Below are 16,230 nucleotides of genomic sequence, written 5' to 3'. Positions count from 1 at the left end.
CGTCAGGCCCGCCGCCCGAGGAGGTTGGTGGTGAGCTGGTGGAGGCGGGTCTGGGTTTCGGGGTCCTGGGCGATCGGGTTCGGAGGTGCGGGCACGCGCTCGTCGTAGTACGTGCCGTTGTCTCCAGAGAGTGAGGCGACCTCGAGCAGGTTCGCGGCGGCGTACTCGACGCTGTCGCCGCCGATGGAGAACATCGCGTGCAACAGGTCCGTCGCGATCACCCCGGGGTGCATGCTGACCACCTCGATGGATGGGTTTGGCAGGTTCTTCGCGAGCCAGCAGGTGTACGTCACCAGCGCGAGCTTCGAGAGTGCGTAGGCGGTGGACGGCGCATATGCGTGCCGCGCGAGCTCGAGATCATTCAGGTGGAGCGTCGCGGACAGGTGAGTCGCCGACGCCACGTTGACGATCCGGCCGGTTGGCATCAATTCGAGGAGCGTGGTGGTGAGCGCAACGGGTGCCAGGTAGTTCGTCTGTAGCGTGAGCTCGATGCCGTCGCGGCTCAGCGTACGAGCGGGTGCGCCGGGCCGGGCAGCGTTGTTGATCAGTACGTCGATCCGATCCGTCGCGGACCGGATTCCCTCAGTCAACCGCCCGACCGCCTCTAGCTCTCCGTAGTCGGCCTGCAGGTAGACGACCCCACCACCGGCCCGCATCCCAGCCCGGAGCTGGTTCATCAGATCTGTGACCTGGGTTGGCGACTGTGGTCCGTGGACGATCAGCCGCCGAGTCCGCTGAGCCAACGCGACCGCGGTAGCGCGACCGATACCCGTCGTCGCACCGGTCAGGACAATCGTCGCCCCCTCGAGCTCCACCCCATCACCCTAGGCCACGGCGCCTGCGGGGCGGGTGTGGTTGGGGTTGCGCCGGGGGAGTGCGAGGGTGGAGGTATGGAGGGGAACGAGGAGTATCGGGTAGAGGACCTGCTGCGGGAGTTGGCGCCTCAGGTGCTGGGGTTCCTGGCTCGGCGGAACGGGCAGTTCGACGCGTGCGAGGACGCAGTACAGGAGGCTCTGCTCGCGGCTGCGACGCAGTGGCCGGTGGATGGGGTGCCGACGAACCCGCGCGGCTGGTTGATCACCGTCGCGACCCGGCGGCTGACGGACCTGTTCAGGAGTGAGAACGCCCGTCGCCGCCGTGAGGACACGGTCGCCGCGATGGCCGGCCCTCAGGAGTTCGTTGCCCCTGGCGCCGATCAGGACCAGCCGCCGGAGTCCGACGACACGCTCACCCTGCTCTTCCTCTGCTGCCATCCGGCAGTCACCCCGGCCTCCCAGGTCGCGCTGACGCTCCGCGCGGTCGGCGGTCTGACCACGGCCGAGATCGCGAAGGCGTTCATGGTGCCCGACGCTACGATGGCACCGCGGATCAGTCGCGCCAAGAAGAGCATCAAGGCCGCCGGCAGCCGGTTCGCGATGCCGCCCGCGGAGGAGCGCGCCGACCGCCTCCGGGTGGTCCTCCAGGTGCTCTACCTGATCTTCAACGAGGGCTACACGGCCACCTCGGGCGCCGACCTTCAACGCGTGGAACTGACCGCCGAGGCGATCCGGCTCACGCGGCTGCTCTACCAACTCCTGCCGGACGAGGGCGAGGTCGCCGGCCTGCTCGCGCTGATGCTGTTGACCGACTCCCGCCGCCTCGCGCGCTCGGGCCCGGACGGCAGCCTGATCCCGATCGACGAGCAGGACCGGAGCCTCTGGTTGCAGGAACCGATCGCCGAAGGCGCCGCGCTGATCCTGCGGACGCTCGCCCACGGCGAGGTCGGCCCGTACCAACTGCAGGCCGCCATCGCCGCGATCCACGCGGAGGCCCCGAGCGCCGACGAGACCGACTGGCCGCAGATCCTGGCGCTGTACCTCCTGCTCGAGAGGATCTCGCCGAACCCGATGGTCAAGCTCAACCGCGCGATCGCCCTCGCCCAGGTGGAAGGCGCCCAGGCCGGCCTCGACCTGCTCGCCACCCTGGACGACGACAACCGGATGACCGACAACCACCGGCTCGACTCCGTCCGCGCCCACCTCCTTGAGCGCCTCGGCCGCCTGCCGGAGGCCCGCGAGCACTACCTCGCAGCAGCCCGCCGTACGACGAGCCTGCCGGAGCAGCGCTACCTGACGGGCAAAGCCGCCGGCCTCACCCTGCCGTGAGCCGGGCCACGCGACTGAGTTGTAATTTCGGTTTACAGCTGCGGCATGAGCTTGCAGGCAGCCGAGCTGGCGGCGTTGTCGGGGTGGATGCGGAGGATCGGTACAGCCGAGCCTCGTGCTTAGGGGAGAGCGCGAGCTTGGGGTCGCGACGATTCTGGCCGAGGTGCAAACGTGGATGTGGGGATTCGGTCGGTACGGGCTAGGGGTCGACGCTGAAGCTGAACATCATTCCGCTCTCGTGGTGTTCGGCGATGTGGCAGTGCGCCATCCAGAGACCGGGGTTGGTCACGTCGAGGAGGATGTCGACGGTTTCGCCTGTGCGCACGAGAACGGTGTCTTTCCAGACGAGATTGGGCTCGACGGTGTCGTCGCGGCTCATGACAAGGAATCGGCCCGCGCCGTGGATGTGGAAGGGGTGGTGCATTGGGTGGTCGGAGTCCATTTCGTTGACCAGCCTGATCTTCACCTGATCGCCGACCTTGAAGTGCCAGTCGATCGCATGGTTCTCCCCACCGGTGCTGCGGTCGACGAGCTTCCAGCGCATGTTGGCCGGTGTGGTGATCCGGTTGACGTCGACCATGTCGTCTTCCCACTCGATGCCACCAGTCGCGTCATGGTTGTCACCGCCCGCGTGGCCGTGCTGCTGGTCGGTCGCGTGGTGCTGGGCATGGGTGGGTTCGTCGCCGTGGTGTTCTTGGGCCTCGTTGACGAGTTGCGACGGCATGAGCTTCATCCCGCAATGGGGGCAGCGGTCGGGTGAGTCGCTCACGACGTCGGGATGCATCGGGCAGGTGTAGGTGGCGGCAACGGCAACAAGCTTCATGCCGCAGTGCGGGCATCGGCCTTGGTCGGCGGTGATGACTTCGGAGTGCATCGGGCAGGTGTAGGTGAGGGCGACGGAGATGGCTAGCAGCTTCATTCCGCAGTTGGGGCAGGTTCCCTCATCGACGCTTATCACCTCGGTGTGCATGGGGCAGGAGTAGACGATGGGGCCGTCGGGTACACCCATGTCCATTTCAGCCACGAACGCGAGCGTCTTGTCCGGCGCCACATCGCGGTACCGGTCCAGCCGATCCCGTTCGGCTGTCATGTCGGCGTTGGTGCGAAGCACCTCGAACTGCTTGCTCAGTTCCGGCTCGGCCGGGGTCTCGCGAACAGTGACTGACGCCAGGGGATAGGTGCGCTCCGGATGCCGGTGCTCGAGGGTCACCATCCCAGGCTGGTCGAACAGGACGTCGACGACGATCCGCTCCGACGGCGCAAGCATCACCTCAGTCACGAAGGCTTCCTGCTCGACCCTGCCGCTGTCACCACCCACCAGCTTCATCCGGGCCATGTCGAAGCCGACATTGAAGACCCGCGTGTTGGCCGTATTGGTGAAGTAGAAGCGGACCACCTCCCCGAGGTCGGCCGACAGTTCAGCGGCGACGTCACCGCTGATGAGCATGGTGTTGCCGAACCGCCCCATCGCCACGTACGTCGTCTCGGTGCGGCTGAACGACGCGATCTGACCGTTCTCGAGCAACACATCGTCGAGGGTGATCAGCTCCTCCCGGTTCACCGGGGGCCAATAGTCGGGGTCCGATGGGACGACCACGATGTTGCCGTACAGGCCCATCTCCTGGCCGTAGTCCTCGCGGATGTGGGGGTGGTACCAGTACAGGCCGGGATCGTGGAACTGCAGTCGATAGCTGAAGCTCTGACCCACCTGCATCGGTGTCTGGGTTTCGTGGGTCCCGTCATAGGCGTTCTCCAACCGTAGCCCGTGCCAGTGCACGGTGGCCTCGGTGTCGGCCTCGTTGGTCACGTTGATGACCACTTCCGAACCCTGCTGAACCCGCATGGTTGGCCCGGGCACCGACCCGTTGTAGGCAAGCATGCGCACAGTCGCATCGCCCAGCCGTTTGACCATCGGAGCGATACGCAGGTCGAACTCTTCCCCGTTTGCGAGAGAGACGATCTCGGATGGCTGGGATTCTGGAAGGTCACGTATGTCGGTGGGGAAGTTTCCGCGATTCTCACTTTCGGTGTGGTCACTGGGGCTCGACATGATTGGCCTCCTCCTGGCTTTCTCCCGCGTCGGGGTGTTCACGATTGGCTGCATCGGGCGGCAGTTTGCGGCTGTCGGCCAGGATCTGGATCTGTGTGGCGATGTACTCGGCGTCGTCCTTCACCCAGCCGAGCAACGCTGAGCCGCGGGTGTGTTGCCAGTACAGGCCGAGAAAGTAGAGTCCCGGCAGGTTGGTCACCCCTCTGTGGTGGCGGACCCGTCCTCCGGCATCCAGTACCGGGGCCTCGATCCAGGAGTAGTCGTGCTGGTATCCGGTTGCCCATACGACTGCGTCGACGCGGAGTTGGGTGCCGTCAGCGAAGTTCACGGTGTTGTTCGACGCGCTGACCGCTCTCGGATGCAGATCGACACCGAGACGCCTGAGCTGCCTTGGGCTTGAGCCGATGAGTGTCTCTCGCTCGCTCAGCCGGCGCCCGAGACGTGAATCGACAGTCATGTTGAGTAACCCTGTCTTGGTGAGCCACCAGAACAAGTCGCGGTGCCAAACCTTCTGGGGCAGTGGCGTTTGCCGTGAGCCGACCGAGAGGTGGACCGCGTGTGTGCCGGTGAGCTCCGTCGCGATCTGGAAACCGGTGTTGCCCCCACCGACAACCAGCACGGTCCCCGCCGGGATGTCCCGCGGTTGCCGGTACCCCGTGCTGTGCATCTGGAAGACCTCAGGACCGAGCTGACCGGCCAGCGCCGGCGTGAACGGCAGCTGGAACGGACCGGTCGCCACCACGACCTGGTCTGCCCTCACTCTCCTGCCGCTGCACTCGAGCTGAAACCCATCGTCGATCTGGGTCAGTGACCTGACGGCACTGTTCAAAACTACCGGGAGCTTGTAGGTCTCCGCATACGCCTTCAGATATGAGGTCACCTCGTCACGAGTCGGGTAACCGTCGGGATCCCCCGGGAAGGCCACTCCGGGGAGTGCGTCATACCGGCGCGGTGTGAACAGGGCAAGCGAATCCCACCGGTCCCGCCATGCTGCACCCACCGTGTCGGCGGCCTCGAGGATTATGAACCGGCGACCACGACGTGCCAGAAAGAACCCGATCGCCAGCCCGGCCTGGCCCGCACCCACCACGATGACCTCCACGCGGTCATCATCACCAACCCCCCGCCAGGCAGCTCCTGCTGCCCGAGCAGACGGTTCCAGCCGTTCGTCGGCTCCTCCACCGTTCACGTCTGAACACCTCCCGGTGCCTGCCGATCACCAACCCAGGAAGGTCCTCGACGGTGCCACCTGCCGCCTTGCGCACGGCCGCCCGCTCGGCTCCCGGAACCCACCGCCACCAGCAGGGCCAGGACCAACGCGGCCACTAGGCCCGAGGCGAGGCTGCCAAGCACCACCAGACCGATATGTCCTCGGGAAGGCACGGACAGAGCTCTAGTTTCCGCGTCCTCCGGGATGAGCGGTGTCTCGGCCATGCTGGCAGTTTCCGCTCTACCGGTCGGTGGTGTCGAGACGTCGGCGTAAGGCGTGCAGCGGGTGGCGGGGTTGACATCAGGAGGCCCGTTGCGAGGAACGAGCCCGACCGGACTGGATTGATCGTTGCCGGATGGTGCATCGGGCCCGAACGCTGAGCCGGCGGCCCCTGATTACCCACCGGCCCACACCCCTGACTCCCAACGCCCTACGCTGACACCCATCGAGGAACGGTGAGATTCGCATGAACCAGCCAGCGACCCACGCCCCAATCGGATCCATCGGTTGGACCGAGCGCACCGGTGGTGTGTTGACGGTCCGCGAACGCATCTCGCTCGCCCGGCCACTACTGCGCAGCCACCTCCGCATCATCGTCGGCAGCCTCGCGATGGCCACTCGCACACATTCGGGGCGCCGGAACTCGGTTGAACCAGACGCGCTGGTCCCGCCGGACTCGTTGCTGGCACGAGAGGCCGAGGCTGCTGCTCAGGACGTCCTGACACCGGCGTTGCTCAACCACTCGCGCCGTGCCTACGCCTGGGGTGCAGCCATCGCTGCACTCGACGAAGTCGAGTTCGATCACGAATTGCTGTACGTTGCCGCGATGTTTCACGACACCGGCCTGCCGAGCCGGGTCCCCGACGTCGACTTCACGGTTCGCAGCGCGGCACTGGCGCGCGACTTCACTGACCGCCACGACGTACCAGAGGTGCAACGCGAGCTCGTGACGAATGCGATTGCGCTGCACCACACCCCAGGCGTCGGTGTTGAATCCGGTGCCGAAGCCTTCCTGCTTTCCGCCGGTGCAGCAGTTGATGTGTTCGGGCTGCGCAGCAATCACCTACCCGACGCAGTCCGCAAGACAGTCGTCCAAGACTACCCACGCGTCGGCTTCAAGCGGGAGTTCACCGGGCTGTTACGAGCCGAAGCCAAGCAGGTCCCGCATGGTCGCGCCTGGTACCTACACCGCTTCGCGCTCAGTGACGTGACGATCAGGCTCGCTCCTTTCCGCGGATGAGAACCTAGCCGTTCCCTGCGATGCGCCCACGCGCAAAGCTTCAGGTGACGGTGGGTTCCGCATCCATCCCATCCTCCCGTACGTCAACGGCGCGGCTCCAGAATTGACCGCTGTCAACGTCCAGCGGAATGTCGGCAACCGGGGGCCGACACACGCGACCGAACACCACCAAGGGAAGGCCGCGTCGCGGGTCCGTGACGCACGCCGTTCCGGCTACCGGATCCGATGTGCGGCCGGTGAATGCCGCGTCAGGGACCCTTCAGCGGTTCCCCGGTCCGCACCGAAGTGACCAGGTCGTGGATCGCCTTGGTGACCGCGGCGGCGTGATCTGGGTTTTCCACGAAGGAAGCGTGGGTCGTCCCTGACACGACGCGATGAAGGCTGTTGGTGGACAGCGCGACTGTCTTGTTCTGGTCAGCCATCCATCCCTTGGAGTTTTCGCGTTCGGCGGTCAGGACGATCAGTGGCTTCGCATCGAGGCTGCGGAGTGTCCCCGCCTCGGGCACGGACCGATTCGCGACGCCGTACTCATCGAGGACTCCGCTCATTTCCTTCGCGGTGGCGGCGGTGGCGCGGGCATCGTCGCGGTACGTCGGCGGTAGGTCCGAGAAACTGGTGTCGGCGAGAAGCCGACCAAGCCCCAGCCGAGAGGTCGTTGCGACCAACGAGGACAGGTGCTTCAAGACGCTGTAGGAACCCGCCTTCTGCGGGGATACGGGTTTGTTGTTGGCGGCGGTGGAGTCAATGAGGACGAGTCCGGCGACCTCCTCGGGATACTTCGCCGCGTACGTCCTCACGTACAGGCCGCCAAAGGAATGTCCGGCCAGTACGTACGGAGCCGGAACGTGTGCGCGATCTAGCAGGTTGTGGAGATCGGTCGCGATCTGCGCACCATCGGGTGGACTCGCGGCAGGATCACTCCAGCCACGCCCCGCCCGGTCGTACACGCACACTCTGCTGTCGCGGGCCACAGAGGGTGCGATCAACCCCATCGAGGCCGCTGAGCCGCCCGCACCGGGCTCAAGAATCACGGTCGGACCGCGTGAGCCAGTGCACTCCAGGTGGAGTCGGTACGGTCCCACGTCGACGAGCTGACCGCGCATGGCGACCGCGGGTTCGGTCGATTGGCGGATCGTCTCGTACGCTCCGCCGAGGGCGACGATCACCAGGATGACCAACACTGGGTTCAGCAGCCACACCCTGGTCCGGCTGTGCAGCGCGCGCCTGGCGCTGGTCCAGACCCAAACCACCAAGACCAACAGAGCCGGCGGCCAGACCCACCCCAGCGTGTCCACCATCGCGTCCGGGGCCAAGAGCACTAGCGCCCCGGACAGCGCCATGAAGATCGCCGGCGCCACGGCCCAGCGCTGTGGTTGGTCGGTGAACCGAATCGACAGAACTGCCATCAGCGCCCACCCGAGGGCAAAGCCGAACAGCACCATGGCGGTGGCGAAGTCCACATTCACCGTGTCGACCGGGAGGAACGGGAGGATCACCGCCGCAGCGAAGCCCGCGGCCAGCGATCCGGCCACGACTCCGCCAACGTGCGAGCGCCGTGGCCCCGGGGCGGGCTCGGCCTGGTCGTCGCTCGTGGGCGCAGTCTTGCTTTGCCGCCTCATGACTGGCCCCCTCGGCTTTCTAGGTGTACTCGCATCCCCGCCATCGAGCATGCGCTCGAGGGCGCGGCAAGGAAATAGCCCGACCGGCTGCCCGTATTGCCATCCGACCGTGAACGGCCATGCCCGATCTTGCTCGAACGCACGCGAATGCCGCAGGTAGCGTGCCCTCAGTCCATCCGGGCACAGCCGAGATCCGGCGTCGAGCCACCAGAAGCCGAGCGGCGATGCGGCCTGGATTGCCCCCCAGATGAGTCCCCAGGTGAGCGGGGCGGCACCGTGTGGATGTAGAGCGATGGCGGGAGCGCACGCCCGCTGGACGGGTCCCGGACGCACCCGTGCCGTGCACAGCACGGGTGGGGCGGTGCGGTTCAGTGGTCTTGCGGCGGCTCGCGGTCATGCCCTGACCTCCGGGTGGGCCCTCGGCATCGGGATGTCTTCGTGGCCAAGGAGAACACGGCATCATCCCTGTGCGGCCGGTTGTCATTGATGCGATGGTGACGTCGAGGTGTTGGGGCCTCTCGGTGTGAGTTTCGCGCTTCATCTGTTTGCTTTGCGATCTGGTCCGCGACGTAGGACGCGTCCGAGCCGACCCAGCCGAGTAACGCGGAGGTTCGAGTGTGCTGCCAGGTCAGACCCAGCATGTACAGACCGGGGGACGGTGTGACGCCGCGTTCTCTGCCGTCTGCTCACTGCTGTTGGTGAGACAGGTGCGCACCGGCCCGGCTGCGCGGTGCGCGAGCCGGGCCGGCGTGGGGTGTGCTGTCGTTAGGCGGTGGCCAGCTGGTAGCCGGCGTCTTCGATGGCGGCGCGGACCTGGTCGTCGTCAAGCGGGGTGCTGCTGTGGACCGCGACCGTGCCGGTGGTGACGTCGACGTCGACGGAGGTGACGCCGTCGAGCTTGCTGATGCTGTTGTTGACCGATCTGGCGCAGCCGCCGCAGGTCATCCCGGCGACGGTGTAGGTCGCGCCGGTCGTGTCCTCAGCTGTGGACGGGTGGTCTCGAGGTTGACGGTGCTGCAGTTGCAATCGGTGCACATAGTGGTGGGTCCTCTCCTGAATCAATCGGTGGGGGAAATCGGTTTGCGGGTCAGCGGTCCGCGGTCAGGCGGACCCGGCGCAGGAGCTGGGCGTTGGCGGCGACGACGATGGTGGAGGCCGACATCAGTACCGCGCCGATCGCGGGACTGAGCGTGATCCCGGCCCATGCGAGGACGCCGGCGGCGAGCGGGATCGCGACAACGTTGTAGCCGGCGGCCCAGGCCAGGTTCTGGACCATCTTGCGGTACGACGCCTTGGACAGCCGGATCACGCCGGTGACGCCGCGCGGGTCAGACGAGGCGAGCACGACGCCGGCCGATTCGATGGCGACGTCGGTGCCGGCGCCGATCGCAATACCGACATCGGCCCGCGCCAGGGCGGGTGCGTCGTTCACGCCGTCGCCGACCATCGCTACGGTCAGGCCGCGTGATTGCAGTTCGCTGACCGCCTTGTCCTTGTCGGCGGGCAGCACCTCGGCGAACACCTCGTCGATGCCGTCGCGGAAGCCGAGGTCGGCGGCCACGGCACGGGCGACGGGTTCGGCGTCGCCGGTGATCATGACGATCTTCGCCACGCCTGCCGCCCGCAGCTGCGCGACGGCCTCGCGGGCCTCGGGTCGCACCTCGTCCTCCAAGGCGATCGCTCCGGTCGCCGCCGCCGTCGATCCCTCAACACGCAGGAGGTACAGCACGGCTGCTCCCCGCCCGGACCACTCCTCGGCCCTGTCCTTCAGAACGCTCGGCACCGTGGCGTCCAGCTCACGCAGCAGCGCGGGCCCGCCAACCGCATACGTGGCGCCTTCGACCGATGCCTGCACGCCGCGGCCGGTCAGCGACTTGAAGTCGCTCGCCTTGGCTCGCCCGCCGCGCTGGTCGGCGGCGATGACGATGGCTCGGGCCAGCGGGTGTTCACTGTCGGCCTCGACGGCACCGGCGATGCGGAGTACCTCCTGCTCATCGGTCCCGTCGCCGGCGATGCCTGTGACCACGTGCTCGCCCTTGGTCAGGGTGCCGGTCTTGTCGAACAGGACAGCCTGCACGGTCCGCATCCGCTCCAGCGCCAGCCGGTCCTTGACCAGGATGCCCGCCTTCGCGGCGACCGCGGTGGACAGCGCGATGACCAGCGGGATGGCCAGCCCGAGGGCGTGCGGGCAGGCGATCACCAGGACGGTGACGGTCCGTACGACGGATTCGCTGAGGGTGCCTAAGGCCCACCAGGCGAGGAAGGTGACCAGCGCGGCCGCGGTGGCGATGTAGAACAGCATCGCGGCGAACCGGTCGGCCAGGACCTGCGCACGTCCGCTGGACTGCTGCGCCTCGCTCACCAGCCGCTGGATCCCCGCCAACGCGGTGTCGTCGCCGATCGCGTCGACGCGGACCCGGATGGCGGAGTCGGTCGCCACGGTTCCGGCGACCACGCGGTCGCCGAGGGTCCGCGACACCGGCCGGGACTCGCCGGTAATCATGGACTCGTCCAGCTCCGCTGCGCCGTCGACGATCTCGCCGTCGGCCGGCACCCGGGCACCGGACCTGACCAGGACGACGTCGCCGACGCGCAGATCGGAGACCGAGACGGTCTCGACACCGTCGTCGGTAACCCGGTCGGCATCGTCGGGCAGCAGCGCGGCCAGGGCGGCCAGCGCGCCTTGCGCCTGGCCGATCGCCTTCATCTCCTGCCAGTGACCCAGCAGCATGATTGTGACGAGGGCAGCCAGTTCCCACCAGAAGTCGAGGTCGAACGCGCCGAGGCTGGTCGCAAGCGAGGCGACGTAGGCGACCGTGATCGCCATCGAAATCAGCAGCATCATGCCTGGGGTCCGGTCGCGCGCCTCCCGGACACCGCCGACCAGGAACGGCCAGCCACCGTAGAAGAACACGAAGCTACCGAGCACTGGGCCGACCCAGCTCATGCCGGGGAAGTCCAGGGTGTAGCCGAACCAATCCATCACCATGTGACTGGTGGCAACGATCGGCAGGGTCAGCAGCAGGCTCAACCAGAACTTCTGCCGGAACATCTCAGGGTCGTGACCGGCGTGCTTGTCGTGCCCGGCGTGCCCGCTCTGGGCGTCGTGCCCGTGGTGTCCGGAGTGGTTGACCGCCGTGCAGGTTTGCGCCGGGTGCGTGTCGTGGTGGTGCTCGTCGCCAGGGTGCTGGTGATCCTGGCCGGACTGGGTGGCCTTCGCCATGATCTGTCCTCTCAGCGTCCGGTATCGGTGTGGCCGCGGCCGACAAGCCGCTGCCTCACGACTCCGGCCAATATACCCCATAGGGGTATTCCGTTTAGATGAAGATTCGTTGTCAGGGAGTCGGTCCCCAGGGCCGCGCAGGCGCGGCCCTGGGGAAGTAGTGCCGGAGTTCACCGGCTCGACGGGGCGTCGGTGGAACGGGACGCCGTCGCGTCGACGGTGTCCGGGGCCGCCGGGGCGCTTCGCAGGGAGATCGCGGCAAGCACGGCACCAGTTGCTGCGATGACGGCTGCGCCGATGAGGGCCGCGGAATACCCGTCGGTGAGCGAGGTCAGGTCACCGAGCTTGTCGGCGCCGTTGCCCGCGGCGACCGCGGTCATCGCGGCCAGCCCGAGTGCGGAGCCGATCTGGTAACTGGTGTTGACGATCCCGGATGCCAGGCCACCTTCCTCGGGTCGTGCCGACGACAGCGCGATGCCGAGGCTGGGAATGAAGGCCAGCGACATCCCTGCGGCCGCGATCAGCGACGCCGGCAGCACGTCAGCCCAGAACGACCCGTCCGAGCGGATCAGCGACAACCCGGCCAGGCCGGCGGTGAGGATGGTCATGCCGGTGACGAGCGTCTTCTTCGGGCCGATCGCGGCGATCGCCTTCGGTGCGACCACGATCATGCCGACCATGATGAACGTCGTCATCGGCAACAGCGCCGACCCGCTCGGGAACGCGCTCAAGCCCAGGACCTGCTGCAGGTACAGGTTCAGGAAGAACCACATCGGCACCCACGCCGCGCCCAGCAGCAGCTGTGCCACGTTGGCCGCCGCCAGGTTCGGCGCGGTGAAGATCCCGAGCCGCATCAACGGCTCACGGCGACCGGCCTGCACTGCCACGAACACCACCAGCAGTGCGATCGCCGCCGCTCCGATGAGCAGGGTGGAGGCGTCGGTCCAGCCGACGTCGGGTGCGCGCACGATCGCGTAGACCCCAGCCCCGAGGCCCAGCGTCACGGTCAGCGCACCGAGGAAGTCGATCGAGCCGCGCCGCGCCGGCGCTTGCGGCATTAGCACCGGAGTCGCGATCAGCGCGACCAGGGCGATCGGGATGTTGAGGAAGAACACCCACGGCCACGACAGGTACTCGGTGATCACCCCGCCGAGGAACACCCCGGCCGTGCCGCCGGCCGGAGCGGCCGCGCCGTACAGCGCGATCGCCTTGGTCAACTCCTTGGGGTTGGCGCCGAACAGCATCATCAGTAGGGTCAGCGCGGCCGGTGCGATCAGCGCCGCTCCGACGCCCTGCACCGCCCGGCCAGTTAGCTCGGCCGCGACACCGTTGGCGAACCCTGCCACCAGCGACCCGACCAGCAGCACTGCCCAACCGGCCGCGAAGACCCGGCGCGCGCCCACCAGGTCCGACAACCGGCCACCGAGCAGCAGCAAGCCGCCGAAGGCGACCACGTAAGCGTTGAACACCCACGACAGGTCCCCCGGACTGAAGCCCAGATCGGTCTGCATCTTCGGCAGCGCGACGCCGATGATCGAGGTGTCCATAATCACCATGAACTGCGCCGCTGCGATCAAGCCGAGCGCCCACCAGCGCCGCGACGACGCCGGTGTTCTCACGTCACTCATTCTCTTACTCCCTACCGGTATGGGGTATCGACCGATCTCGCAAAGCTCCCTTGGATGATTTAGGGAGACAAGGCGATACCCTAGGGGGGTATCCTATGGATTTGCAAGGGTTGGCAGGATCTGGCAGGTGATTGGCCGGTAGTGTTCGCGGCGAGGTCAGGGAAGGAAGTGGTGGGCGTGACTCAACAAGCACAGCACGGATACATCGACGACAAAGAGGCCTACCTGCGCCGCCTGAAGCGGATCGAGGGCCAGGCCCGGGGACTGCAGGGGATGGTCCAGGACGAGAAGTACTGCATCGACATCCTCACCCAGATCTCGGCCATGACGAAGGCGCTGGAATCCGTCGCGCTCGGACTGCTGGACGACCACCTAGCGCACTGCGTTCTCGACGCCGCAGCCGCCGGTGGACCGGAGGCCGACCGCAAGCTCAAGGAAGCCTCCGAGGCGATCGCGCGGCTGGTTCGTTCCTGAACTCGATGCCGGGTCGCGACAACAGCACGAAGGCTGGACCACGAGCGACACTCGAGCTGAATCGCCCCGGGTTTCGTGGAGGCTCGGTTACTTGGATCCGGCCTCGGTGAGGACGGGGATTTCAGAGTAGTGCTCTGGCTCGATGTTGACCCAGTGGTTGGCCTCGAACTCGGCGGGCGGGATGAGTCCGATCTCGCCGTGGAGCCTGCGGTGGTTGAACCAGTCGATGTACTCGGCGACGGCGATCTCGACGTCCCGGACCGACGTCGAGCCGCCCTTGGGTCGCATGACGGCGTTGCGGATGCAGTCGGCCTTGAACAGCGAGTTGAACGCCTCGGCCATGGCGTTGTCGTACGGCGCACGCTCGAGTCGGGCAGCCGGCCGCGTCACGCCAGCGCACGAGTTTGTCGCGCCGGCCATCGATGATCGTCCGCCGCGCTTCGATCGCTGCCCGGTGCTCCTGCGGCCGGTTGATCTCGCCGGCGTCGGACTCCGCCGCTTGGTCGGCTGATGTCAGGCGAGAAAGTCGATGCGGTGTTCTCGGCCGGCGAAGGTGAAGGTGTCGCCGACTTGGAGTCCCTTAAGCGAGGAATAGATCAGCGAATCGGACGACAGGCCTTCGTAGGTCGCGCCGTCGCACTCGAACGCGGCCGCCACGACGCCGACGACGTAGCGAGCGCCGTCAAAGCCGACGAACGCGCCGGGCGCTACGGCAGTCTTGACGCCGAAGTCGAGATTCTCGATCCGGGTCAGGGTTGCTTTCTGCCGGTCCTCGACATCGTCGAGCAGCCCACCCAGGTCACCGGCCTCATCGGACTGGGACAGATCGCCGACCGAGTCCGCTACGTCAGGGTCCAACTGTGCCGCGGACTCGTGTTCCGCGGCGCCCGCGCGCGACGACCGAAGCTCGGCTTCGGCGTGGGCGATCAGCGCGTCCTTGACCCGCTGTTTGGCGACACTGTCCATCGCGGCCGGCTCAGTCATCGGCAGTCCTTCCAGGGAAACTCTTCCGCCACCGTCCCACAGCCGGGCCGTCTCGGCCACGGATCACAGTCTGCGGATCGCTCCGGCGACGGGGTGTCGCGTCAACGGGTGAGGAACTCTGCGGTCGGGTCTCATGGAGATCGCCCGCGGCTTCGGGGCTGGTCGGGTCGGATGTGCGCTGCGTGGTGGGTGTTGGTGAGCTGGACTCGGGACTGGACGTCGAGTTTGGCGAAGATGGCGCGGAGCTGGGTGCCGACGATGTTGTCGGAGATGCCGAGGGTCGAGGCGGCGACTTGTTGGTGTGGCCGGCGGCGATCAGTTCGCGACGCGTTGCTCGGCATCGCTGAGGGCTGCCCAGCCGGCCGGGCGCGCGCCAGCCGGTTCCCACTTCGTACGCCGCGCGCCGGCCCGCCGCATGGTGGCCTCGATGCCGTCGCGGCCGACCCGCGAGCCCTCACGCGGTGGGACGACATGGCCGATGCCGAGAAGGAACTCGTCGCGAAGATGGGTAAGCGCGGCCAAACGGTGATGATTCGTGAACAGACGCGGTCTGTCGTCGGCTACGGGTTGCTGGGCGCTGGGGAGGCCGAGCACCGGGTGGCCGCTGCCATCCCCGACTAGTTCAACAATCGGCACTTCCTCGACGCCGGGACTGCCCGGACGTCGTCCGCGCCATCGCGCAAGTTTCCGGCACCCGGCCGCTCGCCAGCTCGCCCACCGTGATCTCCCATGCCGATTCGCCGGAGTGAGGTCAACCTTGCTCGCGCAACAGAGCGGCCAGTACCGCTGCCTGGCTGTGGTCGACGTCCTTGGTCGCGGTCAGCAATGTGAGGGCATGGTCTTTGGCCAGTGTGCGCAGGTGGTCGAGCGCTATCCGTGCGGGAGGCGTCGCGAGCTCGTCGCGGTACCGTGCCTTGAATTGCGTAAACCGCTCAGGGTCGTGGCCGTACCACTTGCGCAGTTCCGTGGAAGGCGCGACGTCCTTGGCCCATTCGTCGAGCGCGGCCGCATCCTTGCGAATTCCGCGAGGCCACACGCGATCCACCAGGACCCGGATGCCGTCATCGGGCGCGGCTTGGTCGTAGATCCTGCGAACCCGGACGTCGCGGGAAGTCATGACTCACCGTCCGCGGGGTCGCTCCAGTCCGGCGGTATCAGTGCCGTTCCTAAACGCCGCAGCTCGTCACGGTGCAGTGCACTCAGGCGCGCCAGGGCGCGCTGGCCGGGCGGCGTCAGCTCGACCCGGACGACTCGAGCGTCGGCCGGATCGGGTGCCCGGTCCACCAGCTCTTGAGTCTGAGCTCGGTTCACCAGTTCGCCGACGCTGTGGTGCCGTAGCTGGAGGCGGTCGGCCAGCTCGCTCATCGTGGCCCATTCGCGACCGGGGAATCCCTTCAGTGCGAGCAGCAGTTGGTAGTGCTGCGGCGTCAGGCCGTGGCTGCGGACGGTCTGCTCACTGAAGCGCAGGTAGCGGCGGATACCGAAGCGGAAGCGGGCCAACGCCTCGAAGTCCGCCTTCGTCAGCGGTTCTGCCACCTGCTCGTCATCCATCGTCTTGGGCTGCATGTGATCCGTCCTCAGTGGGAGCAATGAACCGGCACTGATCCAAGTCTATCGTGTTACGATATAAATGTGCGGATCGTTCCACAGGGTGCGTG

The 16,230-nt window shown here is 67.0% G+C and carries 15 protein-coding genes; 4 read left to right on the top strand and 11 right to left on the bottom strand.

Going from position 1 to position 16,230, the window contains the following annotated elements; all coding sequences use genetic code 11:
* Positions 1–2 precede the first annotated feature (2 nt).
* Positions 3–815, bottom strand: coding sequence for an SDR family NAD(P)-dependent oxidoreductase (locus tag EV648_RS33770; RefSeq protein ID WP_132299179.1), 813 nt, complete (start codon positions 813–815; stop codon positions 3–5).
* A 75-nt stretch (positions 816–890) separates the two neighbouring features.
* On the opposite strand from EV648_RS33770, the gene EV648_RS33765 reads away from it, so the two are divergent.
* The gene (locus tag EV648_RS33765; protein WP_132299178.1) at positions 891–2,144 is read left to right on the top strand and encodes an RNA polymerase sigma factor; all 1,254 of its coding nucleotides are present in this window, start codon (positions 891–893) and stop codon (positions 2,142–2,144) included.
* A gap of 199 nt (positions 2,145–2,343) precedes the next feature.
* Here the strand turns inward: EV648_RS33765 and EV648_RS33760 are convergent, their stop codons facing one another.
* Together EV648_RS33760 and EV648_RS33755 are read right to left on the bottom strand one after the other, a co-directional pair.
* A complete protein-coding gene (locus tag EV648_RS33760; RefSeq protein ID WP_158294143.1) occupies positions 2,344–4,236 on the bottom strand; it encodes a multicopper oxidase family protein in 1,893 nt (630 codons plus the stop codon).
* Positions 4,178–5,296: an NAD(P)/FAD-dependent oxidoreductase gene (locus tag EV648_RS33755; protein WP_199234962.1), complete on the bottom strand. Its 1,119-nt coding sequence runs from the start codon at positions 5,294–5,296 to the stop codon at positions 4,178–4,180. Before EV648_RS33755 ends, EV648_RS33760 begins: the two co-directional genes overlap by 59 nt.
* Positions 5,297–6,083: 787 nt before the next feature.
* Between EV648_RS33755 and EV648_RS33750 the strand changes: the two genes are divergently transcribed.
* On the top strand, positions 6,084–6,644 hold the full coding sequence (locus tag EV648_RS33750; protein WP_158294142.1) for an HD domain-containing protein: 561 nt from the start codon (positions 6,084–6,086) through the stop codon (positions 6,642–6,644).
* Positions 6,645–6,892: 248 nt separating this feature from the next.
* Here EV648_RS33750 and EV648_RS33745 read toward each other — a convergent pair whose 3' ends face one another.
* From EV648_RS33745 to EV648_RS33730, 4 genes are all read right to left on the bottom strand, one after another.
* Positions 6,893–8,263: an alpha/beta hydrolase gene (locus tag EV648_RS33745; RefSeq protein WP_132299175.1), complete on the bottom strand. Its 1,371-nt coding sequence runs from the start codon at positions 8,261–8,263 to the stop codon at positions 6,893–6,895.
* 765 nt (positions 8,264–9,028) lie between these two features.
* The gene (locus EV648_RS33740; RefSeq protein WP_241995854.1) at positions 9,029–9,298 is read right to left on the bottom strand and encodes a heavy-metal-associated domain-containing protein; all 270 of its coding nucleotides are present in this window, start codon (positions 9,296–9,298) and stop codon (positions 9,029–9,031) included.
* Between the two features lie 52 nt (positions 9,299–9,350).
* Entirely contained in the window at positions 9,351–11,486 is a 2,136-nt protein-coding gene (locus EV648_RS33735) for a heavy metal translocating P-type ATPase (RefSeq protein ID WP_132299174.1), read from the bottom strand.
* A gap of 170 nt (positions 11,487–11,656) precedes the next feature.
* Positions 11,657–13,114: an MFS transporter gene (locus EV648_RS33730; protein WP_132299173.1), complete on the bottom strand. Its 1,458-nt coding sequence runs from the start codon at positions 13,112–13,114 to the stop codon at positions 11,657–11,659.
* 171 nt (positions 13,115–13,285) lie between these two features.
* Between EV648_RS33730 and EV648_RS33725 the strand changes: the two genes are divergently transcribed.
* Complete coding sequence (locus EV648_RS33725; RefSeq protein WP_132299172.1) at positions 13,286–13,588, top strand: metal-sensitive transcriptional regulator; 303 nt, start codon at positions 13,286–13,288, stop codon at positions 13,586–13,588.
* Between the two features lie 87 nt (positions 13,589–13,675).
* Here the strand turns inward: EV648_RS33725 and EV648_RS33720 are convergent, their stop codons facing one another.
* Together EV648_RS33720 and EV648_RS33715 are read right to left on the bottom strand one after the other, a co-directional pair.
* The gene (locus EV648_RS33720; protein ID WP_158294141.1) at positions 13,676–13,978 is read right to left on the bottom strand and encodes an integrase core domain-containing protein; all 303 of its coding nucleotides are present in this window, start codon (positions 13,976–13,978) and stop codon (positions 13,676–13,678) included.
* A 123-nt stretch (positions 13,979–14,101) separates the two neighbouring features.
* Positions 14,102–14,572, bottom strand: a complete 471-nt coding sequence (locus EV648_RS33715) for a hypothetical protein (protein WP_132299170.1) — start codon at positions 14,570–14,572, stop codon at positions 14,102–14,104.
* A gap of 195 nt (positions 14,573–14,767) precedes the next feature.
* On the opposite strand from EV648_RS33715, the gene EV648_RS33710 reads away from it, so the two are divergent.
* Positions 14,768–15,193 carry a hypothetical protein gene (locus tag EV648_RS33710; protein ID WP_132299169.1) on the top strand — a complete coding sequence of 142 codons (426 nt, stop codon included), beginning with the start codon at positions 14,768–14,770 and terminating at the stop codon, positions 15,191–15,193.
* Between the two features lie 130 nt (positions 15,194–15,323).
* Here EV648_RS33710 and EV648_RS33705 read toward each other — a convergent pair whose 3' ends face one another.
* A complete protein-coding gene (locus tag EV648_RS33705; protein ID WP_132299168.1) occupies positions 15,324–15,689 on the bottom strand; it encodes a DUF488 domain-containing protein in 366 nt (121 codons plus the stop codon).
* Positions 15,686–16,138 carry a MarR family winged helix-turn-helix transcriptional regulator gene (locus EV648_RS33700; protein ID WP_199234961.1) on the bottom strand — a complete coding sequence of 151 codons (453 nt, stop codon included), beginning with the start codon at positions 16,136–16,138 and terminating at the stop codon, positions 15,686–15,688. The genes EV648_RS33705 and EV648_RS33700 overlap by 4 nt, the downstream gene beginning before the upstream one ends.
* Positions 16,139–16,230 lie beyond the last annotated feature (92 nt).

Origin of the sequence: Kribbella sp. VKM Ac-2568, from assembly GCF_004345365.1 — a bacterium.
GTDB lineage: Bacteria > Actinomycetota > Actinomycetes > Propionibacteriales > Kribbellaceae > Kribbella > Kribbella orskensis.
This window is presented reverse-complemented; position numbering and strand designations above follow the sequence as displayed.

What these genes read in the sequence shown, in the direction of transcription:
- EV648_RS33765 (WP_132299178.1), top strand. Translation starts at nt 891, where the DNA reads ATGGAGGGGAACGAGGAGTATCGGGTAGAGGACCTGCTGCGGGAGTTG.
- EV648_RS33745 (WP_132299175.1), bottom strand. Translation starts at nt 8,263, where the DNA reads ATGAGGCGGCAAAGCAAGACTGCGCCCACGAGCGACGACCAGGCCGAG.
- EV648_RS33735 (WP_132299174.1), bottom strand. Translation starts at nt 11,486, where the DNA reads ATGGCGAAGGCCACCCAGTCCGGCCAGGATCACCAGCACCCTGGCGAC.
- EV648_RS33730 (WP_132299173.1), bottom strand. Translation starts at nt 13,114, where the DNA reads ATGAGTGACGTGAGAACACCGGCGTCGTCGCGGCGCTGGTGGGCGCTC.
- EV648_RS33715 (WP_132299170.1), bottom strand. Translation starts at nt 14,572, where the DNA reads ATGACTGAGCCGGCCGCGATGGACAGTGTCGCCAAACAGCGGGTCAAG.
- EV648_RS33705 (WP_132299168.1), bottom strand. Translation starts at nt 15,689, where the DNA reads ATGACTTCCCGCGACGTCCGGGTTCGCAGGATCTACGACCAAGCCGCG.
- EV648_RS33700 (WP_199234961.1), bottom strand. Translation starts at nt 16,138, where the DNA reads ATGCAGCCCAAGACGATGGATGACGAGCAGGTGGCAGAACCGCTGACG.